The organism is Paractinoplanes tereljensis (assembly GCF_016862435.1).
GTDB classification, from domain to species: Bacteria; Actinomycetota; Actinomycetes; order Mycobacteriales; family Micromonosporaceae; genus Actinoplanes; species Actinoplanes tereljensis.
On sequence record NZ_BOMY01000047.1, the window covers coordinates 85,056 to 111,106 of the forward strand.

Below are 26,051 nucleotides of genomic sequence, written 5' to 3' on the forward strand. Positions count from 1 at the left end.
GTGCCCGACGTGCCGTTGTCGCCACCGAGCGACGATCGGCTCACCGCACTTGCCCGGACCGGTCTGGGGGCCGAACCCGACCCGGCGTTCGACCGCTTCGCCGACCTGGTGCGGCGCGTGCTGAACGTGCCGGTCGCCCTGGTCAGCCTGGTCGAGGCCGACCGGCAGGTGTTCCCGGGCGCGGGCGGCCTGGCCGAGTCCTGGCAGAAAAGCCGGGAGACTCCGCTGTCGCATTCGTTCTGCCAACTGGTGGTGACCACGGCCGCGCCGCTGGTGGTCGAGGACGCCCGCACCGATCCGCGGGTGACCGGCAACCCGGCCATCGTCGACCTCGAGGTCGTGGCCTACGCCGGCATGCCGCTCACCGATGACACCGGGCAGGTTCTCGGCTCGCTGTGCGCGATCGACTCGGCCCCCCGGGAGTGGTCGTCGAGCGACCTGGCGATGCTGTCCGACCTGGCCGCGGCGTGCTCGGACACGCTGCGACTGCGGATCGCCACGCAGACCGCCCGGCGCCGGGAGAGCCGGGCCGGGGTCGCCTTCGGCCGCAGCCAGCTTCTGCTGCGGGCGAGCGTCTCGCTGGCTAACACCAGCACCCTCGACGACATCGTGAGCGTCGTCCGCGAGCTGGTGACCGGCTCGCTCGACCCGGCCTACGTCGGGGTCTCGCTGCGGGACGGGGCCGGCCGGGTTACCCTGCGGTCCGGCCAGGCGCTGCCGCCGACGGTCGCCGCGCGGTGGAACCGCTACCCCGGTAGTGCCACCACCCCGACCGGGCTGGCCATCCGGCACGGCGTCCTGGTGCTGCTGCCCGACCTGGAGGCGGTCCGCGCCCAGGCGCCGGACTCGGTCGCGACGTTCGTCGAGATGGGCTGGCAGTCGGCGGTCAGCGTCCCGTTGCTCGGCGCGGCCGGCCCGATCGGGGCGCTGACCCTGGTCTGGAACGAGCCGTACGCCCTCGACGACATCGAACAGGCGGTGCTCGCGGCGCTGGCCGGCTACGTCGCCCAGGCGCTGCAACGAGCCGACTACCTGAGCGCGCAGAAGAACACGGCCGAGGTCCTGCAGCGGGCGCTGCTCTCCGAACTGCCGGACGGGGCCCCGTTCGAGCTGGCCGCCCGCTACGAACCGGCCGCCCGCGGCGAACACGTCGGCGGCGACTGGTACGACGCGGTCCGGCTGGAGGCCAACCATCTCGCCCTGGTCGTCGGCGACGTCACCGGGCACGACATGCGGGCCGCCGCCCTGATGGGCCGGCTGCGCAGCAAGATGCGGCTCCTGATGGTCGACCGGCACGAGCCGCCGGCCGCGTTGTTGCGCCGCCTGGACGCCGCCAACCAGGCCCTCGGCGACCGGATCGCGGCGACCGCGGTGCTCGCCTACCTCTACCCCGACCCCGGCGCCGACGGCCACCAGCTGCACTGGTCCAACGCCGGGCATCCCAGCCCGCTGCTGGTCACCGACGGCGGCCTGACCGTGCTCACCGGCCGCGACCCGCTGCTGGGCGTGCTGCGCCGCACCCCGCGGACCAGCCACACCCGGCACGTGCCGCCGGGCTCGACCGTGCTGTTCTACACCGACGGCCTGATCGAAACCCGCGCCGACGTCTGGGACGACCGCGAACAGCTGCTGTGCGACCTGCTGACCGGCCTGGCCACCCTGCCGCTCCCCGACCTGCTGGACCGCCTGTACCGAGAGCTGGCCGGCGACAACCACGAGGACGACGTAGCCCTCCTAGCGGTCCGCACGCCCTGCTAGCTGGCTCCGCTTCGCTCCGCGGGCAATCGCCCCGCTGATGAGGAGGAAGCCGATTTCCTGGCACCGCACACCCCGCGGCGACAGAAAATCGACTGCCTCCTCATCAGCGGGGCGATTGCGGGCAGTTCCGTGGTACCACCCTGCGCGGATATCAGCTCTGCGGCCTATGGCGCCAGATCCACCAGAGGCCGATGAACGGGAGCACCAGGGGCACATAGCCGTAGCCGCTGCCGTAGTGCGACCACACCGTGTCGTCCGGGAAAGCGACCGCGTCGGCGACGCTCAGGGTGCCGACGATCAGCACGCCGAGCAGCTCGATGCTGCAGCTCACCAGGGCGATCAGGCGGCCGCGCTCGCCGCCGACGGCCAGGCCGACCGTCGCCGAGATGTAGACCAGGCCGGCCACCGCGGACAGCAGGTAGGCCAGCCGGGCCTCGGAGAAGTGGGTGGCGATCTGGACCAGGGCGCGGGCGCTCGCCGACAGCGCGAAGACGCCGTAGACGAACAGCAGCAGGCGGCCGAGGCCGGTGTTCAGCGCGGCGTCGGCCGGCCGGGTGCGGGTGGGAGCGGGTGAGTCAGGCAACGGTCACCGACGCAATCTGCTGCAGCCGCAGCACCAGGACCGGCAGCACCAGGCAGGCGACGCCGAGGATCAGGTTGCCCCACCGGGTCGGCTCCATCCGGGCCAGGTAGATCGCGGTGGGGCCGAACGCGATCGTAGTGATCAGATAGCCGCCGAAGGTAGCGGTATCGGACGGCCGATGATCACCGAAGAGGCCGACCACGGCGACCAGCACAAGCACCGCGACCAGCACGCTGACCGCGGCCGTGGCCAGCAGGTCGAAGCGGCTGGGCGCCCGGTTGAGCGCGGCCCGCAGCAGGAGCCAGGCCGCGAGCACGAGGGCGACGACGATCGTCGCAACCGACAGGGGACCGTTCACCCGGCACAGCGTACTGATGGTCGTCGGCCTGATAGCTTGCGGTCGGGCACCAAGAGAGGCAGGCCGCACCATGCGCTTCGGACTATTCGGCACGGGACCCTGGGCGCACCTCGCGCACGCACCGGCACTGGCGGAACACCCCGATGTCGAGCTTGTCGGGGTCTGGGGCCGCAATCCCGACAAGGCGGCCGAGGTCGCCAAACAGTTCGGCGGCCGGCCGTACGCCGAGATCGACGAGCTGATCGCGGACGTCGACGCCGTCGCCATCGCCCTACCGCCGGACGTGCAGGCCCCGATCGCGCTCCGTGCCGCCAAGGCCGGCCGGCACCTGTTGCTCGACAAGCCGGTGGCGTTCACCGCGGCCGAGGCCGATGAGATCGCCGCCGCCGTGACCGAGCGCGACCTCGCCTCAGCGGTCTTCTTCACCCGGCGGCTGATGCCGCCGATCGCCGAGTTCCTGACCGAGGCCGCCGCGGCCGGCGGCTGGCGGGAGGCCCGGGTCGACCACCTCGGTTCGATCTTCACCGACGACAACCCGTTCGGCGCGTCCCCGTGGCGCAAGGAGAGCGGCGGCCTGTGGGACGTCGGCCCGCACGCGCTCGCCGTGCTGCTGCCGGTGCTCGGCCCGGTCGCCGAGGTGGCCGCGATGGCCGGCCCGCACGACATGACCCACGTGCTGCTGCGGCACACCGGCGGCGCGATCAGCACCCTGACCCTCTCGGTCGACGCCGCCCCGGCCGCCGCCCGCGAGGAGACGGTCTTCGCCGGCGAGGCCGGCATCCGCCCGGTCCCGGGCGCGCAGTGGCTGCCTACCGAGGCTCTCGGCCGGGCGATCGACCAGCTCCTGGCGGCGGCCGGCGGCGGACCGAAATCGGAGCTGGACGTCCGCTTCGGCGCCGAGGTGACCGCCATCCTGGAAGCAGCCCAGGAGGCGGCCACCACCGGCCGCACGGTCGCTATTCGCAGCGCCAGATAACCGGCTGTTCCGGCGCGCTCGGGTTGGACGTGTCGGTGCGGACGGCATTGCCGCTCACCACGCGCGCGTCCGCGCTCACCCCGTTCAACCCGAAGATGACCGGGCCGGTGCCGGTCAGTGGGCCGCTCGGCAGGTCCACTGTCCTGGAGCCGATGACGACCACCGGTACCGGGCTCAGCATCGCGCCCATCGTGGCCGGCGCTGAGACACCGTACTGCGCGGCCGCACTGTTGTGGGTGATCCGCTGCCAGGCGCCACCGCGCACGTCCTGCCGGTAGAGACCGTCGTCGGGGCCGTTGATGTCGGAGAACATCGCGTAGACCCAGCCGAAGCGGAGGCCGACCACCCAGAGCTCGCCGCCTTCCGGCTTTTGGAGGGGAGGCGTGTCGAGCTCCCGCACCGTGCCGTCCGGCCGCCACAGGTAGTTCTTCGTCGTGCGGCCGATATAGCTCCCGACCGCCGTGCCGTCCTCGGCCAGGTCGTAGATGCCGTGGAGGTTGGTCTCACCGGCCGGCCGGGTCAGTTCCTCGGGCTCGGCCTCGGGCGACGCCCAGCGAACCGGCACCTCGCTCCCGTATTTGCCGAGCTTGCCGACGATCACGCCGTCGTCGTTGATCTGGACCGCCAGACCGGTGCCGCCCTTGAGCCGGTGGAACGTACCGTTCCGGTAGACGTAGGGGTAGTTGGTGCTGCCGCCGCTCTCGGAGGAGCCGACCGCCACCCCGGACGAGTTGATGTCCCACAGGACGAGGTGCCGCACCGGCGTCGGGGCCTGCGCGACCAGTTTGCCGTCGTGCCAGATCATCGCCGGCGATTGCGTCCCGCCGGCGTTCGGATCGGCCGTGCCGACCTGCCATCGGCCGGCGGCGTCGCTGCCGTTGAGATGAACGAGGCGGTGGCCGCCGTTCGGCAGCTCGTGCAGCGTGCAGGAGGCCGGTACCGCCGGGTCCGGCGGCAGGCTCGGCTTCGGGTGCGGGTTGTCGTCCTGGCCCGGCGCCAGCAGCAGGCTGCCGCCCACCAGCGTCGCCACCAGCCCGGCCAGCAGCCCGCCGGTCCACCAGCGCCGGCCGCGCAGCCGCCGGCCGTCGCGTATGGCCTTGGGCACGTCGATCGCGGGCTGGCCGGACGGTTCGCCGCGCAGCGGTTCGAGCAGTGTCATGCCGTAGTCGTCGTCGTTCATGACCGCCTCCCCGTGCTCTTCGTCCGGACGGCGGGCGAGGGCTCGCCGAGGATCTTGCGCAGGGCGGTGAGGCCGTGCGCGGTCTGGCTTTTGACCGTCCCCTCCGAGCAGCCGAGGATCTCGGCCACCTCGGCAACCGGGCGGTCGCAGAGGAAACGCAGCACGAGGACGGCCTGCTGGCGTGGCGGCACCCGGGTGAGGGCGGCACGCAGCACGGTGCGGTCCTCGGCGCCGCCCGCTGACGACGAAGCGGCGCGGTCCGGTGCGGAGCCCCACAGGCGTACCCGCCACCAGCCGCGCCGCTTCTCGTCCAGAAACGCGCGCACCATCATGGTGTGCACGTACGCGTCGACGTTGTCCGCCTCGGCGATCCGCGGCCATCGCGCGTACAGCTTGGTGATTGTCTCTTGCACCAGGTCATCGGCCTGGTGTTCGTCGCCGCTCAGCAGGTATGCGACCCGCCGCAGCGCCGGTATCCGGCCATGGACGTACGCCAGGTACGCCCCATCCGATCCATCATCCATCCCGGCTCCCCGTCAGAGTCTCCCCAATAGACGGCGATCCGGTGGAAGAGGTTGTAGGCGATTTTCAGGGAACCGTGCGCTCGATGGCGGCGGCGCCGTCCTGCTCGAGTTCCTGGCGGGCCCGTTCCACGTTCGCCGGGGTGGGGTCGCGACCCTCGGCGACGGCCAGGTCTTCCGGGTCCCACGGCTGATCGGCTCCAGTGCGCCACTGCGGTTCCTGGCCGGGCGGCAGGAACTCCGGGGTGTCCCGATCGGTGCCACCGCCGGTGATGAAGGCGTCCACCGCCACGTCGTCCTCGATCGCGTCGGCCACCTCCGGGCTCTCCTCCAGTGGCGGGCGAAGTTCGTCGGTCATGTCATCCCTCCAGGTCTATTCCTCTCTCGTCTTACCCCGTTGTTCCCATCGTGACCATGGGGCGGAATCGGACGATCATGTCGTCGGGGGACGAACTGAGCGCTAACTGGACAGGACTTGCGTGTTACGGATGGACGCTACGTAGCGGGCCGAATACATTTTCGCGTGGCACGTGTGCGACGGTGGTGTCCGGACGTGCAGTGAGGGGGATGACGCGTGACAAGCTTGTCCGACGCGGAACGGGATGCATGTGACGTAATGCAGGCCCTGGCCGGTCTGGCCGCCCTGTTGCGCCGCTCCACGGATGATGTGCCCGGCGCGGTGCCGGCCGATCCCGCAGCCGCCGAGACGTACCGTCTGCTGCTCGCCATCGCCGAGGACGGCGGTGTGGCCGCCGCCCGGGTGGTGGCCTACCTGAACGAGCAGCGCGGCGCGGGCGATGGCGAGCTCATCGCGGTGCCCCGCCGGCTCGGTCAGTTCCGCGACTGGGTTCCGCCGCGCGGCCACGTGTTCGGCGCGTCCGGCGGCGTGATCCGGCCGAATGGCGTACCCCAGCCGCGCCGCAGCGATCCGGGCGAGTAACCCCGGTCACCCCGCCGATCGCAGGGTTTCCGACGGCGGCACCCCGAACCGGCTGCGATAGGCCGAGGCGAAGCGGCCCAGGTGGGCGAAGCCCCAGCGGTGTGCGACAGCGGCCACGGTGACCCGCAGCGGATCCGAGCGGCGCAGCGTCTCGTGCGCCCGCATCAGCCGTTCCTGCTGGAGGTACGCCATCGGTGCGCAGCCGAGGTGCCGGCGGAAGCCCTCCTGCAGCGAGCGCACGCTCATCCCGGCGATCGCGGCCAGGTCGGCCACCGTGAACGGCCGCTCCGGCTCGTCGTGGATGGCGTCCGCCACCCGGCGGATGGCCCGCGGCGGCCCGGCCGTGGCCGGTCCGGTCAGCTCCTCGTGATAGCGGTGCGGCAGGCTCATCAGCAGCCCGCTCAGCACGCTGCTGCGTAACTGCTCGGCGATCAGCGGCTGGTAGATCAGGCTTTCCGGGTGCTCCAGTTCGTCACGCAGCAACCGCACCAGCCGGCTCCAGCTGTGGCTCGGCCCGGTCGAGACGTCCATGGCCGGCGGCAGATCGATCGGCCCTTCCACCGGGCGGCCCAGCATGCCGGCCAGTTCCTGTTCGAGGGCGTCCCGCTCGATCTTGATGGCGAGCTCGGCCGAGTTGCCGTCGTGCACGGTGTAGACCGGGTTGCCCGGACCGAACACGGCCGCGGTCGACGGGTCGGCCAGCACAACGTGACCAGCGTGCCGGGTTTGCATACGCCCGGTGGTGGGCATGCTGACGTGATAGGCGTCGATTTCCGCCACGGTAAGGATCATCGGGGACGCGTAACTTAGTTGTCCCACGGTAAGTGGTCCGAGTTGGATCACTTCCATGCCCAGGCCGAAGCCATCGGCGCCTTCCGGGATGCCGACTGCCACGGGATAGTAGAAACGATTTAGCGCGGAACGTGCCTGATCGATATCTACGCTGCTGAAGTGGAGTATGTCGGGAACTTCCGAAGGCGCTGGGCCGGACCGTGGGTAGACGTCACCCATGCTGAAGCGGACTCCATCGCATACCGTGAGTATTCGGCCCCGGTACGTGGAACGTCAACGTTCCCGCCACGCGCTGACCGTTCCAGCACATTCAGGCCATATGAACTACTCTGGCGTTCCGCGCCTACGTGGCGTAACTTGCAGACCAGCGGATTGTTGTAGGAACGCGGTCGGAGAGCGGCGCCTGGGCGAGGCGTCCAGCACCCAGCAGGGCCACGAGGCAGAGCCCCGGGTCGGCGGGTGTCACTCCACGCGGAAACTCGGCGTCGCCCCACTCGACGCCAGGAAGAGGGCAGCCGTGTATCTGCCGATCACCACGCGCCAGTTGGCCGATGGCACCGTCGAGATAGCGCCCAGCGGTGAGATCGACCTGGACAATGCCCACGTGATGCGGGACGCGGTAAATGACGTCCTGACCAGCAGCACGCCGGGCAAGATCTGCCTCGACCTGCAACGCGTGATGCTGATCGACAGCATCGGCATCGGCATTCTGGTGGCCTGCTTCCACACCGCCGCGGCCAGCGGCGTGAAGCTCGTGGTGAGCCACCCGAGCCCCACGGTCTACCGTCAGCTCTGGGTTTCCGGGCTGGTGGGCCTGCTGGGCTGCGCCGAGCCACCCTCGCCGCGCACCTCGGTGGGCCTGCGCCCGTCCTGAGTCACCCGTTGATCGAACGCGGCACGTGACCGTGCCGCGTTCGATTCACTCTTCTGGGCGAAGGTCGTCGACCGATTCCGCTCACACGTCAGTGCAGCGGCACCTTCTCCTGGGCGAGGCGCTCCTCGCCGGAGAGGGTCGACAGCGGCTTCTCCTTGATGAACAGCACCGCGATGATCGCCAGGAACGCGATTGGCGCGCCCACCAGGAACAGATCAGCGGTGGCCTCGCCGTAGATGCCCTTGATCACGTCGAGGACCTGGGGCGGCAGCGTGGCCAGGTCGGGCACCTTGCCGTCGCCGGCGGCCGCGGCGGACGCCCCGAACCTCTCGGTGAACAGCGTCGTCACCCGGTTGGCGAGCACCGCGCCGAGCGCGCTCACCCCGATCGCCCCGCCCATGCTGCGGAAGAAGGTCAGCGCCGAGGTGGTCGCGCCGAGCTCGGCGGCCGGCACGTCGTTCTGGGCGGCCAGGATCAGGTTCTGCATGAGCATGCCGACGCCGACGCCGAGCACCAGCATGTAGATCGACAGCAGCACGACACTGGTGCCGGCGTCGATGGTGGCCAGCAGCAGCATCCCGATGGTCATCACGACCGCGCCCGCGACCAGGTACATCTTCCATTTGCCGAACTTCGTGATGAGCTGTCCGGCAATCGTCGAGGAGAGCAGTAGTCCGAAAATCATCGGCAGGCTCATCAGGCCCGCGACGGTCGGGGACTTACCCAGAGCAACCTGGAAGTACTGCGACAGGAAGACCGTGCCGCCGAACAGGGCCACGCCGACCAGGACGCTGGCCACGATCGTCAGGCTGACCGTACGGCTGCGGAAGATGCCGAGCGGGATGACCGGTTCGGGCGCCTTGGACTCGACCAGGACGGCCAGGGCCAGCAGCACCACGCCGCCGATCACGAACGCGGCGGTCTCCCAGGAGGCCCAGTCGAAGTGCTGGCCGGCCAGGGTCGACCAGATCAGCAGGGTGCTGACCCCGGCGGTGATCAGCAGCGCGCCCAGCCAGTCGATCTTTACCTGGCGCCGGGTCGTCGGCAGGTGCAGGGTCTTCTGCAGCAGCAGGATCGCGGCCACCGAGAACGGCACGCCGATGAAGAAGCACCAGCGCCAGCCGAGCCAGTCGGTGTCCACCAGGACGCCACCGATCAGCGGGCCGGCGATGGTGGCGACGCCGAACACGGCACCGAACATGCCGGAGTAACGGCCCAGCTCGCGCGGCGGGATCATGGCGGCCATCACGATCATCGCGAGCGCGCTCATCCCACCCGCGCCGACCCCCTGGGCGACCCGGCTGACGATGAGGACGCTCACGTTCGGGGTGAAGCCGGCGATCAGCGAGCCGGCCACGAACAGCAGCAGCGAGATCTGGATCAGCAGCTTCTTGCTGTAGAGGTCGGCGAGCTTGCCCCAGAGCGGGACGGTCGCGGTCATCGCGAGCAGTTCGGTGGTGACGATCCAGGTGTAGACGGACTGGCTGCCGCCGAGGTCGGCGATGATCCGGGGCAGTGCGTTCGAGACGATCGTCGAGGCGAGGATCGAGACGAACATGCCGAGCATGAGGCCGGACAGTGCCTGGATCACCTCTTTGTGGGTCATCCGGGCGGCTGGGGCCTCGGCCGCGATGGGTTCCGCGACGGACATGTCACTCAACTTTCGTTCGGGGTGGCCAGGCCGGTGGCGACCATGCGGAAGGATTCGCGGACGAAGCCGGCGAGCTGCTCGTCGGGGCCGGCGGTGGCCCAGCGCATCATCGCGATGCGGAACGCCGAGCCGGTGACCACCGACGCGAGCTGCGGGAAGGTGTCCGCCGGGGTGAGCCCGACCCGGGTCGCGATGGCCGCGATGAACTCCTGCTCCTTGGCCGCGCCCTGCGCGAACAGGGCCAGCAGCAGGGACGGGTTGTCCTTGATCACGCGCATCCGGAGCAGCCACAGCTCCCGGTCGGCCTGCATCGCCGCGATGGCCGGCTCGAAGACGGTCAGCACGGCGTCGACGATCGGGATGTCGCGGGGCAGTTCGAGCAGCCGGCGGCAGACCGTCTCGTTGTCGATCACCGGGTCGCCCAGGATCGCGTCGTCCTTGGTGGCGAAGTAGTTGAAGAACGTGCGTGCGGACACGTCGACGGCCGCGCTGATCTCCTCGACCGTGACATGGTCGAGGCCGCGCTCGTCGGCCAGACGCAGTGCGGCCGCGGTCAGCGCGGAACGGGTCTGTTGCTTCTTGCGGTCCCGGAGGCCCATGGAGAGGAGACTACGGTCAAACTTTCAGACACTGCAAACTTTTATTGGCTGCAAGTAGGCTCCGCGATCTACGCCCTCGGCGTGCTCGCCGTGACGGTCCTCCCGATCACGCCGCAGGAGCCGTCCGGGCCGGTGATCCACTACATCCCGTTCCTGGTGGACGCGCCCAGCTTCGTCCTCAACGTGATCATGTTCGTGCCGTTCGGCGTGCTGGTGCCGCTGCACCGGCCGGGCGCCGACGCGTACCGGAAGATCCTGGGTCTGGCCGTGGCCGCCAGCGCCGCCATCGAGGTCACCCAGCTCGTCCTGGGACTGGCCGGGGGCAGCCGGCGCACGGTTGACGTCAACGACCTGATCGCCAACGTGACCGGCGCCCTTATCGGCTTGGCGGTACTGCGTCTCGCCGTACCCCATGAGGTTCATCGCCGTGCTTTCGCAAGAAAGCGGCAGTGGCCGCGACCGCCTGGCTGAGGTAGGGCTCGGTGTCGTAGAGATCGACATGGCGGTCGCAGTCCAGCCAGACGGTCTCGTCGGCCGCCAGAGCCGAAGCGAGCTCCGGCGAGCAGTAGTCGTCCTTGCGGCCGTGCACCACCAGGCTGGGCGGCAGCAGCGGCCGGGCCGACAGCACGTCCAGCGTCATCAGGCTGTGCAGCGAGCCGCGGGTGACCCGGTTGGTCCAGTTCGCCGGGTGGGTCGAGTAGTACGACCACGGCTCCTCGCCGGGCATCGCGGCCTCGCCGTCGGCCGCGACCGCCGGAAGGTATTCGTCGTAGCGGTCGAGCATGCCGCGCAGCGCCGCGCGATAGGTGTCCACGCCCATCCGCTCGGCGAACCAGGCCGGGCTGTTGTAGGCGCCCGCGATGCCCGCCACCGCGGCCACCCGCGGATCGGTGGCGGCCGCCTTCATCGCGTATCCACCACCCAGGCAGATCCCCACCAGCGATACCCGGTAGCCCTCGCCGGCCAGCAGGCCCACCGCCGCCCGCAGGTCGGCCAGCTTGCCCTGGCTGTCCTCGTGCTGCGGGCGGCCCTCGCTCGCGCCCCAGCCGCGGTGGTCGAAGGCCAGGGTGGTGAAGCCCTCGGCCGCGAACCGCTCGGCGTAGAGGCCGGTCACCTGCTCCTTCACGCCGGTGAACGGTCCGGTGAGGACGATCGCCTGCGGGTCGTCGGTGCGGTGCAGGACGCCGGACAGGCGGAGGCCTTCGCTACGAAATTCGGTCACCCGGCGACACTAGGCTGGCGGTACGGCGGGAGGACAGAAGGCACTTCCGCGTACCCATGGGGAGGGTGGCCGTGGACCTGGTCGTGCCCGACGTGCTCGAGGAGAGCTGCGCCACCCGGCAGGCGCTGGAGCGTCTCGCCACCAAGTGGCGGGTGCTGCTGATCTATTCGCTGCTCCCCGGCCCGCAGCGGCCCGCCGGCCTGCGCCGGCGGGTGCCCGGCATCACCCAGAAGATGCTCACCGAGACGCTGCGCGGGATGGCCGACGACGGCCTGGTCGCCCGCCGGGTGCTCAAGGCTGATCCGCCGCAGCACGTGGAATATGAGCTGACGCCGCTCGGCCGCACCCTCGAGCAGCCGCTCGCCGCGATCTGCGGATGGGCCCGCGACTACGGCTCGCGCTGACTGATCTTGACGGTGGTGCCGTCCGGGGTGCGGATGCACAGCTGCTCGCCCAGGTCCTGGTCGGCGGTGACCTCGGTGACCGGCAGGCCGGCCCGGTGCAGTCGGCGTTCCCACTGATCGAGCGGTCCGGCCGCGCCGAAGTGCAGCTCCACCGGGGTCTCACCGCGAGACTCGTCGGCCGGGCGGGCCAGCAGGCCCAGCTGGACCGTGCCGAGCTGGAGCAGCACCCACTCCGAGTCGCGGGCGCCGTGGATCACCTCGGCCCCGAGCTTCTCGTAGAAGGTGATGGCGGCGGCCATGTCGCCGACGTGAACCAGCGGCCGTAGCTCCATGATCGTCCCCTCTCGCGCCCGTCCCGGCGTGTTCAACGACCGATCAGTCGTTGAGCTGCGCGCGCTCGATCTCGGCCAGCGCCGCGGTGAGGAACGGCGGGACCGGACGAGGGCCGAGCAGGTCGGCCAGCAGCAGCGCGGCGTGCCGGGCCAGCTCGTCGAGCTTCGGCGGGGGAGTGTCGTCGTCCTCGTCGGCGACCCCGAGCGCACCGGCCAGGAGCAGCAGAATCACGTGCGGGTCGACCTCGGTCTGCCACTCGGACGCGCCGCGCACCGACCGCTCCAGCACCGTCCGCACGCCTTCGGCGTCGATGCCGTCCGGCTGGGTGTCCTCCAGCAGCAGGCGCACGGTCACGCCGAGGATCAGTCCGGTGTGCGCCGGGTCCAGGCCGGCCATCCGGGCGACCGCGTCGGCCAGTGCGTCGCTGTCCCGCAGCTGCGCGGCCTCGACCGCGTCGGTCGCCGCGGCCGCGATCGGGCGCGCCGGAGGTGGGAGATGCCGCCAGTTCTGTTCCATGCTGTACCCCATGACGAGTTCGTTGCGTGACGCGATCACCGCTCGGGTCGATCGCGGCGAGTTTCCCGGAGTCGTCGCGCTGGTAGCGCGCGGCGACGACGTTACCGTCCACACCGTCGGCGTGACCCGCTTCGGCGGCGACGTCCCGATGCGGCGGGACACGCCCTTCCGGATCGCCTCGATGACCAAGCCGGTGGTGGCCGCGGCCACCCTCATGCTCGCCGAGGACGACCGGCTCGACCTCGAGGAGCCGATCGTCAAACTGCTGCCCGAACTGGCCGGGCCGCGCGTCCTGCGCCGGCTCGACGGGCCGCTGGACGACACGGTCGAGGCGGTCCGCCCGATCACCGTGGCTGACCTGCTGACCTTCACCTGCGGCTTCGGCCTGGTGATGGACGGCGACCGGTTCGACCCGCCGTGGCCGATCGTCGACGCCTGGCGGGACCTCGGCCTGATCCTGAACGACCCGTACCCGCGCAACCAGCACGACCCGGACGAGTGGGTCCGCCGGTTGGGCACGCTTCCGCTGATGCGCCAGCCCGGCGAGACCTGGATGTACAACGCCGGGACGCTGGCGCTCGGGGTGCTGCTGGCCCGGGCGGCCGACCAGCCGCTCGACGAACTGCTGCGGGACCGCGTCCTCGAGCCGCTCAGCATGAGCGACACCGCGTTCTGGCTGCCGGCCGAGCGGGCCGCCGAGTTGCCGGCCTACTACATGAGCGCGGGCGAGGAGCGGGACGACAGCGGCCCCGATCTGTGGAGCACGCCGCCGATCTTCCCGTCCGGCTCCGGCGGGCTGCTCTCCACCGCCGACGACTACCTGGCCTTCGCCCAGTTGCTGCTGAACGGCGGGGTCGCGGGCGGCACCCGCCTGCTCTCCGAGCAGTCGGTGGCCGCGATGACCCGCAACCATCTGACCCCCGCGCAGATCGAGGGCGCCGGCTTCATGCTCAATGGCGAAGGCTGGGGGTACGGCATGTGCGTGACCGCCACCGGACGGTACGGCTGGTCCGGCGGGTTCGGCACCGACTGGTTCAACGACCCGGCCGAGGGGCTCACCGTGATCCTGCTCAGCCAGGTCAGCGATCTGCTGTGGAACGGCGCACTGCAGGAGTTCAGCGGCCTCGCCTACGCTGCGGATTGAGGCGACCTGGGGAGGTGCGCGATGAGCAGTCTCGACGCGGTGACGGCATGGGTGACGAACTATCGCAAGGCGTGGGAGTCGAATGATCCACGCGACATAGCTGATCTTTTCGCAGAGAACGCCGCCTATTTCACGGAACCGTTCGCGAAACCGTGGCTGGGTCGCGACAAAATTGTCGAGAAGTGGCTGAAACGTCAGGACAAACCGGGATCGACCACGTTCGAGTGGCATCCGCTGCTGGTCACCGATGATCTTGCAATGATCGAGGCGACGACCACCTATCCGAGAAAGACTTTCAGCAATCTGTGGGTGTTGCGCCTGGACAACCTGGGGCAGGCCCGCCAGTTCACCGAGTGGTGGATGCGGCATCCGGATCCGAAAAAATAGGGAAATGTGAAACGCGAATAGCGTTCGATGTGCGAATTTCCGGTCGGGCGGGCAGACTGCTCCGGTGGAGGTTCGGCAGACGCTGGGCGGCCGCTACAAATTGCTGGACGAACTCGGCAGTGGTGGCATGGCCGTGGTGTGGCGTGCCCGCGACGAGGTGCTCGGCCGCCCGGTGGCGGTGAAGCTTCTGGCCGGTCGCTACACCGATGATCCGCAGTCGCGCGCCCGCATCCGCGATGAGGCGCGGGCCGCCGCCACCCTCTCGCACCCGAACATCGCCCAGGTCTACGACTACGGCGAGACGGCCGACACCGGCACCCCGTACGTCGTCATGGAATTGATCAATGGGCCGACCCTGCAGCAGCGGGTCTCGGCCGGGAAGCTGCCGCCGCGCACGGTTTTCCGGATTTGCGGCGAGGTGGCCGCCGCGCTGGCCGCGGCGCACGCCGACGGCCTGGTGCACCGGGACATCAAGATGGCCAACATCATGGTCACCCCGGCCGGCGCCAAGGTGGTGGACTTCGGCATCGCGGCCGCGGTGGGTCCGGCCTCGCCCGAGGAGATGCTGGTCGGCACCCCCGCCTACCTGGCCCCCGAGCGGCTGACCGGCGCCGAGATCGTGCCCGGCTCCGATGTGTACGCGCTCGGCGTCCTGCTCTACCGCCTGCTGGCCGACGAATCGCCCTGGTCGGTGGAGAGCACCACGCAGATGTTGCGGGCCCACGTCTACCTCGAGCCGGCCCCGCTGCCCGAGCTGCCCGGCGTGCCGCCGGCGGTGTCCAAGCTGATCAGCCGTTGCCTGACCAAGGATCCGGCCGCCCGGCCGAGCGCGAGCGAGGTGTCCAGCACGCTGGCCGACGCGGCCGAGGCTTCCCTCGCGATCACACCCGATGCGGTACGCCAAGCAGGCACCCCGCCGCCCCGGATCCCGCATCCCGCCTCCGGTGCGGCCGATGATCTGGACGACCTCGACGCTGAGACCGGGGTCTGGCCGTCGCCGATGCGCCCCACCAACACCGGGCCGGGCGGGGCGGCCGCTACCGAGCTTTCCGGGCGGCGGAACGCCGGGGCCCTGCCGCGGGCGCGGGACGGGCGGAATCGGCCCGCCGCGGCGGTCACCGCGATGCTTCCGGCGGTACGCGAGGGCTCCCGGGTGGGTCGGGGGCAGCCAAAGGTTTTCGGGAACGGTGCTCGACCCGTACGCAAGAAGCAGTTGATGTTGATTGTGGCGATCGTCGTGGTGTTTGCGGCCGCCGTCGTCGGCCTGCTCCTGCAGGGTGGCTCCGGCGCGGGCATCGCGACGCCGGACGCCGCCAAGACCGCGTCGGTCGCACCCACCGTGAGCAAGCAGGCCGCCGTGCCTACCGCGAGTAAAGGCGCGAAGGTTACCCGGCCGTCGGCTACCGCAGCGTCGGGGAGCCCGCCGGCCGCGGGGAGCGCCCCGATCGCCTCAGCGAGCCCGGGCCAATCGGCGACCTCGTCCAGCCCGCCGCGCTCGCCCGCGCCCACCAGCACCTCGGACGACGACCCGGTGGACCCCGAGGGGAAGCGGCTCGAATCACCGGGTGGCGTGATCTATGCCGTCTGCTTCGGTGGCCAGGTGGAGCTGACCTGGTGGGAGGCCAAGCCGGGCTACGAGGTCGAGGACGTGGAACCCGGTCCGGCACTGACCGTGGTGGCCTCCTTCCGGAGCACCCTGAACCGTTACCGCACCACGGTCACCTGCGTCGGGGGCACGCCGACCCCGGTGGTCCTCCCGCTCTGACTCGCCGCCAGCAACGCCTCGGCGACCTCGGTGCGGGTGTTCAGCAGCGAGCGGCCCTGACGGTGGGTGACCACCAGGCCCGCCGCCCGCAGCGTGGTCAGGTGTTGCGAGACGCCGCCGGCGGTCATCCCGGTTCGCCCGGCGAGCTCGGTGGTGGACCGTGGCGTGGAGAGTTCCCGCAGCAGCGCGGCCCGGCCGCGGCCCAGCAGGGCGACAAGTGGTTCCGCCGAGCGGGACGACTGCTCCCACAGGGTGGCCACCCCGTGCGCCGGATAGGCGAGCTGCGGCACCTCGCCGGCGGTCACCGTGAGTACCGAAGGCCAGACGAAGACCGACGGAATCAGCACCAGGCCGGAACCGTGCGGGACGTCCGGCGCCGCACAGTGCGGCTGATCGATGGTCAACCGGCCGCCCTGCCAGGTGACCTGCGGATGCAGGTCGTCCAGGACGGCGGTGCTGCCGCCCTCGGCCACCCGGCGGGCCTGCCGGTGCACCTCGGCCTCCAGCAGGGCGCGCATCCGCGGCCAGTCGGGGGCGATCGCGGTCTGCCAGAACGACTCGATCTCGCCGGCCAGCCGGGCCAGCCCGGTCGCCGGGGCGGCGCGCAGCTCGCGCAACGGCTCCGGCAGGCCGGCGCCGAGCAGGTCGAGATGCTCCCGGACCAGCCCGGCCGGGGTGGCGCGCAGCCCGGCCAGCTCGTGCCGCAGGTCGGCCGAGAGACCGGTCGGCGGCGGGGTCAGGAAGTCGGGGGTGTAACCGCCGGTGGGGGCGACCAGGTGCCAGAGCAGGGTCTCGGGGGAGAGCCGAGCCCGGCGCGACCAGGTGCGGAAGATCGGCGGCACCCCCGGGTCGCGCAGGATGCGGACGCTCGCCAGCACCTCCCACAGGCACGAGACGGCGAACCGGATGCGGGTCGCGGACGTCGCCGACAATCCGATGGTGGCCAATTCCGCCTCCGTGGATTTAGCTGGGGCTCAAACCTTACGTCCCGGGCCGGTCGTCGCGAAGACTGGCAACGTGACTGAACAGGTAGCTCTTCTTCGTTCTCTGCACGTCCCGGGCGCGCCGCTGGTGCTCGCCAACGCGTGGGACGTGGCCAGCGCCCGCGTCGCCGAGGAGGCCGGGTCACCGGTGGTCGCCACCACCAGCGCCGGCGTGGCCTGGAGCCTCGGCGCCCCGGACGGCGACACGCTCGACCGCGACCTGGCCGTCGACGCCGTGCGCCGGGTGGTCGCGGCGGTGTCGGTGCCGGTGACCGCCGACATCGAGTCCGGTTTCGGGGAAGATCCGACGGGGGTCGCCGAAACCGTTCGCCGGGTCGTCGCGGCCGGTGCGGCCGGCATCAACCTCGAGGACTCGGTGCGGCCGATCCCGGAGTACGTCGCGCGGCTGACCGCGGCCCGGGCGGCGGCGCCGGCCGAGGTGCTCTTCATCAACGCGCGGATCGACACGTTCCTGCGCGGCAACGGCGACGTCGAGGAGACGGTGGCCCGGGCCGAGGCCTATCTCGCGGCCGGTGCGGACGGCATCTTCGTGCCGGGCGCGGTGGATCCGGCGGTGGTGGCCGCGCTGGTCGAGCGAATCCCGGCGCCGGTGAACATCCTGGTCTGGCCGGGCGCGCCGACGGTGGCGGAACTGGCGAAACTCGGCGTCGCGCGGGTGAGTCTGGGTTCCGGGGTGGCCGAGGCGGCGTACGCGGTGATGCGGCGGGCCGTGCGGGAGGCGCTCAGCTCCGGATCGTACGACTCGATTGCCGAATCGATCGCCTACGGCGACCTCAACGGTCTTCTTTCCTGAGCTTCTCGATCACGATTGACCCGTGCGACGCGGCCACCCACTGCCGCGCCGCACGGGCGATTATCGACCGTGGTCATTGTTTTACCGAGCGCGAGCGAAAGTCAACCATTAGTTCTCGGATAGTTGCCGAAACTATCGGAGCCAGATCACTATGCCGGTGAGCTTGTTCAGCACCGCGGCGGCGCCCGCGCGGATCGCGTCGGCGCAGCGCTCGGCAGTGAACGACGCCGCATCGTAGGTCGAGGACATGCCCAGGCCCTCACCCCGGAACGACGCGCCCGACCAGTCGACCGCGGTGACGTTCGCGGTTGGCTCGGCTATCTCGGCCCCCACCACCAGGAAGTGCTGCGACAGGTGGTTCGCGGTGACGATGGCGAGCGGGTCGATGAGTTCGTTGCCGGCGCTGACGATCAGGTCCGCGTTCATGCCCAGGGCCTTGGTGATGCTCGGGATCGGGTCGTGGGCCGGCGCGGTGACGGTGCGCAGGTCGGCGTCCTCCGCCTTGGCCCACTCCCGCACCGCAGTGACCAGCGCCTTGGTCGGTGCGTCGTCGCCCGAGGTGAGCAGCACGACCCGGTAGCCCTCGGGTGGATGCACGCTGTCCCAGGAGCCGGGGCTCGGAGTGATGGTGGCCTCGGGCGACGGCGCGGCCGACGGGTCGACGAAGCCGGGGCCGAGCGTGCCGACCGGAGTGGGCGTCGGTCGCGGAGCGGCCCAGCTCTTCTCGGACGCGCAGCCGGCGGCGAGCGCGGCCGCTGCGGCGAGTATGGCAACCGCTCGGATCGGGGTGCGCAAGGGTCTCCTCCTTCGATGCGGCTCCTTCCTATCCCAGGTGGGGCGGGGTTGGGGCGGTCGGGACTTGATCTTGGCTGGTTGTTTTCCGGGGTTCTTCGGCTGGCCGGATCTTGTTCACCCAGGACAGGGACCGTGCACTCGCCAAACCCTGGAGGAGTCCCATGTCCCGCCCCGTCCGCGCGGCTGTCCTGGCGGTCGTCGCCACGGCGATCGCCCTGCTGAGCGCCGGTCCGGCGTTCGCGCACGGCTTTTCGTCCACCGTTTACGTCGACGTCTCCGCACATGAGGGGAAGGTGCGCACGGCGCTGGAACTCGAGTACGACCTGTTCGTCGTCTCCGCCGCGGACGCCGCCAAACAGGACTCGCTGTTCCAGGACGGCACCGCTGCCTTCGACGACGGCGACCCGGTCGCGCAGGCGGCGGCGCTCGAGAAACACTCCGACGTCGCTCTCGCCTACGTCCGGTCGCACTTCTCGGTGCAGGGCTGCACGCCTGCCAAGGTCGGGGCCTTCACCATGGGCCGGCGCGAAGGCGTGCCCTACACCGACCTGACCCTGGACTGGGACTGTCCGCGGTCGGATGCGCACGAGGTGCGCAGCGGCCTCTTCGCCGACGACGAGGGCTTCGTCAAGGGCGTGAAAACCATCGTTACCTACGATTTGGACGGTCGGACCGGCAGCGCGGCGCTCGACGCCAACCAGCCGTCGTTCTCCACCGCGCAGACCTGGTACCAGCGGTTCTGGGAGTTCTTCCGGCTCGGCGCCGAGCACCTGCTCACCGGCATCGACCACATTCTGTTCCTGCTGGCGCTGATCGCCGGCTCGCGGCGGTTGCGCGAGATCGTGCTGGCCGCCACCAGCTTCACCCTGGCCCACTCGGTGACCTTCATGCTCGCCGCCCTTGGCGTGGTCGACGTGCCGGGCGCGGTGGTCGAACCGATCATCGCGCTGTCCATCGCGGTGGTCGCCGGCTGGTATCTGTTCCGGATCTGGCGGCGGGGTGACCACGCCACCGACCTGTCGGTGGACGGTGGGCACTTCGCGCTGGACCGGGCCGGCTGGACCCGGCTCGCCGTGGTGTTCTGCTTCGGACTCGTGCACGGCCTCGGCTTCGCCGGTGCGCTCGGCATCAACGAGGCGTGGTCCTGGACCCTGCTCTGGTCGCTGCTGGTGTTCAACGTGGGCATCGAGGTCGTTCAGCTCACCATCATCGCGCTCGTCTTTCCGCTGCTGATGCTGCTGCGCCGGCGTTCGCCGCGGGCCGGGCTCTGGGTCACCGGAGCGGTTTCCGCAGGAGTGTCCGCAATGGGGCTGATCTGGTTCGTGCAGCGGATCACCGGAGCCTGAGAAGTCCCTGTAAGGGCCATCGGTCTGCACGCCGCCATTCATATCCGGTTCATCGGACACCGCGAACTTGATCAAGCTTTCGCTAACTCTCATCAGGGAAAAGGGGAAACAACACCGATGAGAACGAGCAACTCGGCATCAGCCCTCGGGCCGGTGCGACGCCGCGTGGTCGCCTCGACCGTCGCAGCGTTCCTCGGCCTCGGCGTGGCTTTCGGTAGCGGTCTGGCCGCTCCCGCCTTCGCCGCCGACCCGGCCACGCTCTCCGGCATCATCCTCGGCGTCGGCTCCAACGAGACCCAGCGCATCGTGACCTGGTACTCGTCGGCCGACACGGCCCAGCAGGTGCAGCTCGCCCCGACCAGCTCGCTGGTCGACGGCGCGTTCCCGGCCTCGGCCGTCACGTTCGCCGCCTCCGGCGCCGCGAACATCGCCACCAGCGGCGGCTTCAACCGCCACGCCACCCTCACCGGCCTGAAGGAGGACACCGGGTACTCGTACCGGGTGGGCTCCGACGGCAACTGGTCCTCGGCGTACGCGTTCAAGACGCAGTCCTTCGAGGGCGACTACGACTTCCTGTTCTACGGCGACCCGCAGATCGGGTCCTCCGGCAACGTCGCCAAGGACCAGGCCGGCTGGGTCGACACGGTGAACGTCTCGCTCGCCGCCAACCCGAACGCCGAGCTCCTGGTGTCCGGTGGCGACCAGGTCGAGACCGCCAACACCGAGGCTCAGTGGGACGCGTTCCTCGCCCCCACCCAGCTCAAGTCGTACCCGTGGGCGGCCACCATCGGTAACCACGACGTCGGCGGCAAGGCGTACGAGCAGCACCTGTACACGCCGAACACCGACCGCTCGGCCGCGTACTACTCGAACGGCACGCCGTCGTCGAACACCTCCGGTGGCGACTACTGGTACATCTACAAGGACACGCTGTTCATCGACCTGAACAGCAACAGCTACGCCACCGCGCAGGGTGGCGGCGGCGACGCGGCGCACCTGGCCTACGTCACCGACGTGATCAACCAGCACGGCGGCGAGGCCAAGTGGAAGGTGCTGGTCTACCACCACGCGATCTACTCGCCGGCCGACCACGCCAAGGACGCCGACAACAAGATCCGTCGCGTGGACTTCTCGCAGAAATTCTCCGACCTGGGCGTGGACCTGGTTCTGCAGGGTCACGACCACAGCTACTCCCGTAGCTACCTGATCAAGAACGGTGCCAAGGCCGACGCCACCGAGCAGCCCGGTGCGGCCGACGTCTACCCGGGCCCGGGCGGCGTGCTGTACGTGACCGCGAACTCGGCCTCGGGTTCCAAGTACTACGACATCACCCAGCCGGACAACACCGGGACCAGCGGCGCCGGCAACGGTGCGGACCCGCTGGACGCCGGCAAGTACTGGTACAACTCGGTGCAGAACCAGGAGCACGTCCGGTCGTACGTCAAGGTTGAGGTTCGCAACGACAAGCTTGTCGTTCAGGACCTCCGCTCCGGCACCTGCGCGGCGCCGAACGCGGCCGTCGAGCTGGCCAAGTCGCCGTGCGCCGAGACCGGCCAGGCGGTCGGCTCGATCGTCGACAAGGTCACCGTGCACCCGTACCACGGTTCGGGCCAGGACATCCAGGTCAACGTGCCGAACGCCGCCCCCGGCGAGTTCGGCTGGACGATCGACGGCTACAACGGCCTGGTCGACCTGGGCACCGCGGTGGACCACAACGGTGACTACTTCGAGGCCACCGGTTCGATCAACCCGATCGCGGTGTCGGACAGCCGCCGGTCGCTCGCGCCCTGGTCGATCTCGGCCGGCGTGGGTGACTTCACCGACGGCACCAAGACCTTCTCCGGCTCGTACCTGGGCTGGACCCCGAAGGTCGTCACCGCCGGTGCCGGCGCCAAGGCCGGAGCCGCGGTCGGCTCCGCCTACGACGACGGCGGCCAGGGTCTCTCGGTCTCCCGTGGCCTCGGCTACGCGGACCAGGGCCACGCCCGCGGTACCGCCAAGCTCGGCGCCGACCTGGACCTGAAGATCCCGGGCAGCGTCGACAAGGGCAACTACCGCACCACCCTCACCATCACCGCACTGAGCAGCTGAGCTTTACCCCCCGGTGGGGCGGGCGCCGTCGCGTCCGCCCCACCACCCTTCGGAGGAATCAATGCGAAAGATCGTCGCCGCCCTGCTCGCGACCCTCGTGGCCGCCCTCTTCGCCGCGCCCGCCCACGCCGAGGAAGGCGATGTCACCTGGACGGTGCGGACCGCCGCCAACAGCTACGGCGACGACCGGACCAGCTACAGCTACGCGATCAACCCCGGCGGCACGATCCAGGACGCCATGGTCGTCGCCAACCGCGGCAAGACCCCGCTGAACCTCGCCGTCTACACGGCCGACGGGTTCACCACCGAGGCCGGCCAACTCGACCTGCGCAACCGGGACACCAAGGCGGTCGCCATCGGAACCTGGGCCAGAACGGCCGGCGCGACCATCACCGTGCCGCCCGGCAAGACCGTCGACGTGCCGTTCACCGTGACGCTGCCGGCCAACGCCACCCCCGGCGATTACGTCGGTGGCATCGTCACCTCGCTGACCCAGCCCAGCAGCACCGAGACCATCAACGTGGAACGCCGCCTCGGCATCCGGATCAAGCTGCGGGTCGGGGGCGACCTCAAGCCGGCCCTGTCGATCGAGAACCTGTCCGTCGACTGGCACGGCTCGGTCAACCCGTTCGCCAAGGGCGACGCCACGGTCAGCTACACCATCCACAACACCGGCAACGCGAGCCTCTCGGCCGGTCAGGCGCTCCGCGTCGAGGGCCCGTTCGCGATGTTCCGCACCGACGCCGCCAAGATCGCCGCCCCGCCGGAGCTGCTGCCCGGCGAGAGCTGGAAGGTGAGCGTCCCGGTGCACGGCGTGGCTCCCGCCTTCGACCTGGTCGCCACGGCCACGCTCACGCCGATCGCCACCGACGCCTCCGGCTCCACCTCGTCGCTGCCGGCGATCCACGTGAGCACCCACTTCTGGGCCATCTCCTGGACGCTTGTGCTGCTGATCGCCGTACTCATCGCCTTGATCGTTCTTGTGGTCTTGTTTGTTCGCCGCAACCGCGCGCGGCGCAAGGCGCGCGAGGACGATCGGGTGGCCAAGGCCGTCGCCGACGCCCTCCGGGAGAAGGCCGATACGACGGCATAACTCAGATCACCTGCGCCCGAGCCGATCGGAGGCAGGTGATCCTGCCGCGCGTCCTCGCTGTCCTGGTCGCCGGCGTGCTCATGCAACTACTGCTGCCGCATCTGTCGGACCGAGTGGGCATCGTGGTGGTAAGTGTCCCGATCGGGGCGGCGGGCTTCTACGCGGCCGCCGGGTTCGCCCGGTGGGCCCGCACGGTGCGCGGGCGGCTGCGGGCCGGCTGGCGGCTCGGCGCCGTCGCGGCCTGTACCTTCGGCGTCGCCTACCTGGTCTACATCGCGGCCGCCGTGCTGGACATGCCGCTCAAGAGCTCGGCCGACGGCCTGTCCCTGGTGGCGGCCGGGATGGCCATGGTGGCACTGGTGCTGGCCTCGCCGAAGCTGCCGGACCGGGCCGCCCGGTTCACCCTGGCCCTGGACGTCACCGCAGTGGCCGGCGCGCTGTACGCCCTGGCCTGGCAACTGATCCTTAACGGCGCCCAGGATCACCTGAGCCCCGGCACCTACCTGATGTTCACGATGGTGATGGCGGTGGAATCGGTCGGGGCGGCGCTCGCCCTGGTGCTGATGTCGCGCAGCACCCCCACCCCCGATGGGTACGCCCTGCGCCTGCTCGCCGCCGGTCTGGGTGCGTTCGCGCTGACCGCGGGCGTCGCGGTGCACAACGACGTACTGAATCAGCCGTGGTACCGCACCGGCGCGGGTGGCGGCTACCTGATCGCCGCCCTGCTGATCGCGGTAGCCAGCCGGACTGTCCTGCCCACCGGCGACAAATCCGGCGAACGCGTCTTCGCCGGCATCTGGCCGGCCCTGCCGTACATCCCGGTCCTGCTGGCCATCGCCGAGGTGATCCACGCGTACGCGCGGACCGGAACCCTGACTCCCGTACTGATCTTGTTCCTGCTGGCCGCGGTGCTGCTGGCCATGCTCCGCCAGTTGCTCATGCTCTTCACCATCCGCGGCCTGATCGGCAGCCTCCGCCACCAGGCGCACCACGACGCCCTGACCGGCCTGCCGAACCGGGCGGCGTTCTACGACCTGGCCGGCGCGCAACTTGCCAACGCCCAGCGGCATACGGCCGTGCTCCTGCTGGACCTGGACGGCTTCAAGGAGGTCAACGACACGATGGGCCACGCGGCCGGCGACGCCCTGCTGATCGAGGTAGGCCACCGCCTCCAGGCCGCACTGCGTGCCGCCGACACCCCCGCCCGCCTGGGCGGCGACGAATTCGTGGCGTTCCTGCCGGCCCTGAACGACCCCAGCGAGGCCGACGAGGTGGCCCACCGCTTGCTGTACGACATCGCCGAACCGATCCCGGTGGCCGGCCGTGAACTGCGCATCCGGGCCAGCGCCGGCATAGCCGTCTGCCTGGGCCCCGGCCACGACCTGGACCGCCTCCTGCTGGACGCCGACCTGTCGCTGTACGAGGCGAAGGACGCCGGCAAGGGCACCTTCCGCCGGGCGGGCCTGCTGCCGGCCGCCTAGCACTACCACGCACTTCCACCATCGAGTGGGTGACCGCTTTCGCGGTAAACCGGCGCCCTGATGCACGATGGGAAGTGCTGCCCGCACACGGCAGCTCGGGGGACTGGTCGGAGGACTTTGCCGTGACGGTGCCGTTCGCGGTGACCAAGGACGTCGGCAACGACGGCGTAGCACGCCTACGGGTAACCGGCGGAGTGGACAACAACGTCTCCGAAACCCTGACGGCCCTGCTGATCAACGCCATCGAACACGACGACGTCCAGGAGCTGGTAGTAGACCTGACCGACGCCCAGTTCCTGTCGGCCGCAGGCTTACGCTGCCTGCTGGACGCAAGGAGCACAGCGTTACGCCGAGGCCGAGGCTTCCGCCTGCAAAACCCCACCGTGATAGTCACCCAGGTCCTGCAGGTAACCGGCTTCGCCGAACTACTAGACCCAGCCAACCCCACAACCTGACCCGTACTCTGCCCCCGAGCAGCAGAAGCGCGCCGAAAGTAAGCGCGTAGGCGGTCACGATCCACTGCCGCTGGCCGTCGGTCATGCCCAGCTCCTGCTGGGCCTCGGGCACTACTAGACCCAGCAAATCCTATCTAGCGGCCGCATGATCGTGCGGTTTAGGCGTCCGGCCGATGACAAGGCAGGCCGCTAGCGCTAAACCCGCACGTTCGTGCGGATGGCAGTGGGGGACACCGTAATGCCAGATCTTGACCTGAGCGGCGCCCTTGCAGACACGGTGCGACTGCGCCGACGCCAGCTTGGACTGGGACAAGGCGAACTGGCCGACCTCGCGGGTGTGTCGGAGCGATTCGTATACGCCCTGGAACATGGCAAGACATCTGTTCAGCTGAACAAGGTCATCGCCGTCCTGTCGGCGTTGGGCCTGCACTTGGAGCTCCATCGCGGCGGCTCGGCAACGATCACATCCGTCGGCGTGACCTCTCGATGAGCGCGCCGGCGGACGACAGTCTTGAAGAGCTTCGCGCGGTCGACGAGGCGGACGTCTTTAAAGCCGGCCAACATGCCGGAACCCTCATCCGGAACCAGGATGGCATTGAGTTCCGCTACCTCGATGCCTGGGTGGATGCTGGCGGACCGCCTGTCGCCACTACTCTGCCGGTGACGTCCGAGCCGGTGGTTCGGCCTGGCGGCGCACTCCCCGCCTATTTCACCGGCTTGTTGCCCGAAGGGCGCCGTCTGGGCGCACTCCGCCGGGCAGTGAAAACGTCGGCCGACGACGAACTGTCACTACTGCTCGCGGTGGGGGCCGACGCGGTCGGTGATGTGCAGGTTGTGCCGTCCGGAGTCCAGCCCACCGAAGTGCCGGCCCGTGTGGCGATCGAGCGAGTCTCCGACATCCGGTTCGCCGACCTGCTGATCGAACTGGGCATTCGTGCACAGCGGGTGGCACTTCCCGGTGTGCACGAATGCCCACCCGCCGACAAGTAC

General features: G+C 70.1%; 30 protein-coding genes. 17 read left to right on the forward strand and 13 right to left on the reverse strand.

The genetic code is table 11. The features are described from left to right. Positions 1–1,758, forward strand: a complete 1,758-nt coding sequence (locus Ate02nite_RS37070; RefSeq protein WP_239147985.1) for a SpoIIE family protein phosphatase — start codon at positions 1–3, stop codon at positions 1,756–1,758. Between the two features lie 151 nt (positions 1,759–1,909). Here the strand turns inward: Ate02nite_RS37070 and Ate02nite_RS37075 are convergent, their stop codons facing one another. Together Ate02nite_RS37075 and Ate02nite_RS37080 are read right to left on the reverse strand one after the other, a co-directional pair. Then, the gene (locus tag Ate02nite_RS37075) at positions 1,910–2,341 is read right to left on the reverse strand and encodes a hypothetical protein (protein ID WP_203812579.1); all 432 of its coding nucleotides are present in this window, start codon (positions 2,339–2,341) and stop codon (positions 1,910–1,912) included. Further along, positions 2,334–2,699: a hypothetical protein gene (locus Ate02nite_RS37080; protein ID WP_203812580.1), complete on the reverse strand. Its 366-nt coding sequence runs from the start codon at positions 2,697–2,699 to the stop codon at positions 2,334–2,336. The genes Ate02nite_RS37075 and Ate02nite_RS37080 overlap by 8 nt, the downstream gene beginning before the upstream one ends. 70 nt (positions 2,700–2,769) lie before the next feature. Between Ate02nite_RS37080 and Ate02nite_RS37085 the strand changes: the two genes are divergently transcribed. Next, positions 2,770–3,675, forward strand: coding sequence for a Gfo/Idh/MocA family protein (locus Ate02nite_RS37085; protein WP_203812581.1), 906 nt, complete (start codon positions 2,770–2,772; stop codon positions 3,673–3,675). Here Ate02nite_RS37085 and Ate02nite_RS37090 read toward each other — a convergent pair. From Ate02nite_RS37090 to Ate02nite_RS37100, 3 genes are all read right to left on the reverse strand, one after another. Continuing rightward, on the reverse strand, positions 3,656–4,855 hold the full coding sequence (locus tag Ate02nite_RS37090; protein WP_203812582.1) for a hypothetical protein: 1,200 nt from the start codon (positions 4,853–4,855) through the stop codon (positions 3,656–3,658). The genes Ate02nite_RS37085 and Ate02nite_RS37090 overlap by 20 nt on opposite strands. Further along, complete coding sequence (locus Ate02nite_RS37095) at positions 4,852–5,379, reverse strand: SigE family RNA polymerase sigma factor (RefSeq protein ID WP_203812583.1); 528 nt, start codon at positions 5,377–5,379, stop codon at positions 4,852–4,854. The genes Ate02nite_RS37090 and Ate02nite_RS37095 overlap by 4 nt, the downstream gene beginning before the upstream one ends. 64 nt (positions 5,380–5,443) lie before the next feature. Then, entirely contained in the window at positions 5,444–5,734 is a 291-nt protein-coding gene (locus Ate02nite_RS37100; RefSeq protein WP_203812584.1) for a hypothetical protein, read from the reverse strand. A 216-nt stretch (positions 5,735–5,950) separates the two neighbouring features. Between Ate02nite_RS37100 and Ate02nite_RS37105 the strand changes: the two genes are divergently transcribed. After that, positions 5,951–6,316 (forward strand): hypothetical protein, encoded by a 366-nt coding sequence (locus Ate02nite_RS37105; RefSeq protein ID WP_239147980.1) that lies wholly within the window; start codon positions 5,951–5,953, stop codon positions 6,314–6,316. Positions 6,317–6,322: 6 nt separating this feature from the next. On the opposite strand, the gene Ate02nite_RS37110 is transcribed toward Ate02nite_RS37105, so the two are convergent. Continuing rightward, the gene (locus tag Ate02nite_RS37110) at positions 6,323–7,327 is read right to left on the reverse strand and encodes a helix-turn-helix transcriptional regulator (RefSeq protein WP_203812585.1); all 1,005 of its coding nucleotides are present in this window, start codon (positions 7,325–7,327) and stop codon (positions 6,323–6,325) included. 298 nt (positions 7,328–7,625) lie between these two features. Between Ate02nite_RS37110 and Ate02nite_RS37115 the strand changes: the two genes are divergently transcribed. Further along, positions 7,626–7,982 carry an STAS domain-containing protein gene (locus tag Ate02nite_RS37115; RefSeq protein WP_097318103.1) on the forward strand — a complete coding sequence of 119 codons (357 nt, stop codon included), beginning with the start codon at positions 7,626–7,628 and terminating at the stop codon, positions 7,980–7,982. 88 nt (positions 7,983–8,070) lie between these two features. Here Ate02nite_RS37115 and Ate02nite_RS37120 read toward each other — a convergent pair whose 3' ends face one another. Then, positions 8,071–9,633: an MDR family MFS transporter gene (locus Ate02nite_RS37120; protein WP_203812586.1), complete on the reverse strand. Its 1,563-nt coding sequence runs from the start codon at positions 9,631–9,633 to the stop codon at positions 8,071–8,073. A 5-nt stretch (positions 9,634–9,638) separates the two neighbouring features. Further along, a complete protein-coding gene (locus tag Ate02nite_RS37125) occupies positions 9,639–10,232 on the reverse strand; it encodes a TetR/AcrR family transcriptional regulator (protein ID WP_203812587.1) in 594 nt (197 codons plus the stop codon). An 81-nt stretch (positions 10,233–10,313) separates the two neighbouring features. Between Ate02nite_RS37125 and Ate02nite_RS37130 the strand changes: the two genes are divergently transcribed. Next, a complete protein-coding gene (locus Ate02nite_RS37130) occupies positions 10,314–10,703 on the forward strand; it encodes a VanZ family protein (RefSeq protein ID WP_203812588.1) in 390 nt (129 codons plus the stop codon). Here the strand turns inward: Ate02nite_RS37130 and Ate02nite_RS37135 are convergent. Next, entirely contained in the window at positions 10,609–11,454 is an 846-nt protein-coding gene (locus Ate02nite_RS37135) for an alpha/beta hydrolase (protein ID WP_203812589.1), read from the reverse strand. The two genes, Ate02nite_RS37130 and Ate02nite_RS37135, sit on opposite strands and share 95 nt — an antisense overlap. A gap of 71 nt (positions 11,455–11,525) precedes the next feature. Between Ate02nite_RS37135 and Ate02nite_RS37140 the strand changes: the two genes are divergently transcribed. Then, entirely contained in the window at positions 11,526–11,858 is a 333-nt protein-coding gene (locus Ate02nite_RS37140) for a winged helix-turn-helix transcriptional regulator (RefSeq protein ID WP_203812590.1), read from the forward strand. Here Ate02nite_RS37140 and Ate02nite_RS37145 read toward each other — a convergent pair. Together Ate02nite_RS37145 and Ate02nite_RS37150 are read right to left on the reverse strand one after the other, a co-directional pair. Next, positions 11,843–12,190, reverse strand: coding sequence for a VOC family protein (locus Ate02nite_RS37145; protein WP_203812591.1), 348 nt, complete (start codon positions 12,188–12,190; stop codon positions 11,843–11,845). The two genes, Ate02nite_RS37140 and Ate02nite_RS37145, sit on opposite strands and share 16 nt — an antisense overlap. 43 nt (positions 12,191–12,233) lie before the next feature. Then, entirely contained in the window at positions 12,234–12,707 is a 474-nt protein-coding gene (locus Ate02nite_RS37150; protein WP_203812592.1) for a hypothetical protein, read from the reverse strand. Between the two features lie 10 nt (positions 12,708–12,717). Here Ate02nite_RS37150 and Ate02nite_RS37155 point away from each other — a divergent pair, with 10 nt between their 5' ends. The 3 genes from Ate02nite_RS37155 (at position 12,718) to Ate02nite_RS37165 (ending at position 16,003) form a co-directional block, all read left to right on the forward strand. Then, positions 12,718–13,851 carry a serine hydrolase domain-containing protein gene (locus tag Ate02nite_RS37155; RefSeq protein ID WP_203812593.1) on the forward strand — a complete coding sequence of 378 codons (1,134 nt, stop codon included), beginning with the start codon at positions 12,718–12,720 and terminating at the stop codon, positions 13,849–13,851. Positions 13,852–13,872: 21 nt separating this feature from the next. Continuing rightward, positions 13,873–14,238: a nuclear transport factor 2 family protein gene (locus Ate02nite_RS37160; protein WP_203812594.1), complete on the forward strand. Its 366-nt coding sequence runs from the start codon at positions 13,873–13,875 to the stop codon at positions 14,236–14,238. A 64-nt stretch (positions 14,239–14,302) separates the two neighbouring features. Continuing rightward, the gene (locus tag Ate02nite_RS37165; protein WP_203812595.1) at positions 14,303–16,003 is read left to right on the forward strand and encodes a serine/threonine-protein kinase; all 1,701 of its coding nucleotides are present in this window, start codon (positions 14,303–14,305) and stop codon (positions 16,001–16,003) included. On the opposite strand, the gene Ate02nite_RS37170 is transcribed toward Ate02nite_RS37165, so the two are convergent. Further along, positions 15,943–16,950, reverse strand: a complete 1,008-nt coding sequence (locus Ate02nite_RS37170) for an ArsR/SmtB family transcription factor (protein ID WP_203812596.1) — start codon at positions 16,948–16,950, stop codon at positions 15,943–15,945. The genes Ate02nite_RS37165 and Ate02nite_RS37170 overlap by 61 nt on opposite strands. A 70-nt stretch (positions 16,951–17,020) precedes the next feature. Between Ate02nite_RS37170 and Ate02nite_RS37175 the strand changes: the two genes are divergently transcribed. Next, positions 17,021–17,800 (forward strand): isocitrate lyase/PEP mutase family protein, encoded by a 780-nt coding sequence (locus Ate02nite_RS37175; RefSeq protein ID WP_239147981.1) that lies wholly within the window; start codon positions 17,021–17,023, stop codon positions 17,798–17,800. A gap of 132 nt (positions 17,801–17,932) precedes the next feature. Here Ate02nite_RS37175 and Ate02nite_RS37180 read toward each other — a convergent pair whose 3' ends face one another. Further along, the gene (locus Ate02nite_RS37180) at positions 17,933–18,595 is read right to left on the reverse strand and encodes a type 1 periplasmic-binding domain-containing protein (protein WP_203812597.1); all 663 of its coding nucleotides are present in this window, start codon (positions 18,593–18,595) and stop codon (positions 17,933–17,935) included. 161 nt (positions 18,596–18,756) lie between these two features. Between Ate02nite_RS37180 and Ate02nite_RS37185 the strand changes: the two genes are divergently transcribed. From Ate02nite_RS37185 to Ate02nite_RS37215, 7 genes are all read left to right on the forward strand, one after another. Further along, positions 18,757–19,941 (forward strand): HupE/UreJ family protein, encoded by a 1,185-nt coding sequence (locus Ate02nite_RS37185; RefSeq protein ID WP_203812598.1) that lies wholly within the window; start codon positions 18,757–18,759, stop codon positions 19,939–19,941. A gap of 117 nt (positions 19,942–20,058) precedes the next feature. After that, positions 20,059–22,032: a purple acid phosphatase family protein gene (locus tag Ate02nite_RS37190; RefSeq protein ID WP_203812599.1), complete on the forward strand. Its 1,974-nt coding sequence runs from the start codon at positions 20,059–20,061 to the stop codon at positions 22,030–22,032. Between the two features lie 61 nt (positions 22,033–22,093). After that, positions 22,094–23,125 (forward strand): WxL protein peptidoglycan domain-containing protein, encoded by a 1,032-nt coding sequence (locus Ate02nite_RS37195; RefSeq protein WP_203812600.1) that lies wholly within the window; start codon positions 22,094–22,096, stop codon positions 23,123–23,125. A gap of 35 nt (positions 23,126–23,160) precedes the next feature. Then, entirely contained in the window at positions 23,161–24,606 is a 1,446-nt protein-coding gene (locus tag Ate02nite_RS37200) for a GGDEF domain-containing protein (protein WP_203812601.1), read from the forward strand. Positions 24,607–24,728: 122 nt separating this feature from the next. After that, positions 24,729–25,061, forward strand: a complete 333-nt coding sequence (locus Ate02nite_RS37205; RefSeq protein ID WP_203812602.1) for an STAS domain-containing protein — start codon at positions 24,729–24,731, stop codon at positions 25,059–25,061. Between the two features lie 238 nt (positions 25,062–25,299). Then, a complete protein-coding gene (locus Ate02nite_RS37210; RefSeq protein ID WP_203812603.1) occupies positions 25,300–25,551 on the forward strand; it encodes a type II toxin-antitoxin system Y4mF family antitoxin in 252 nt (83 codons plus the stop codon). Next, positions 25,548–26,051 (forward strand): HipA N-terminal domain-containing protein (locus Ate02nite_RS37215; protein WP_203812604.1); only part of this gene is annotated, 504 nt, incomplete at its 3' end. The genes Ate02nite_RS37210 and Ate02nite_RS37215, both read left to right, overlap by 4 nt.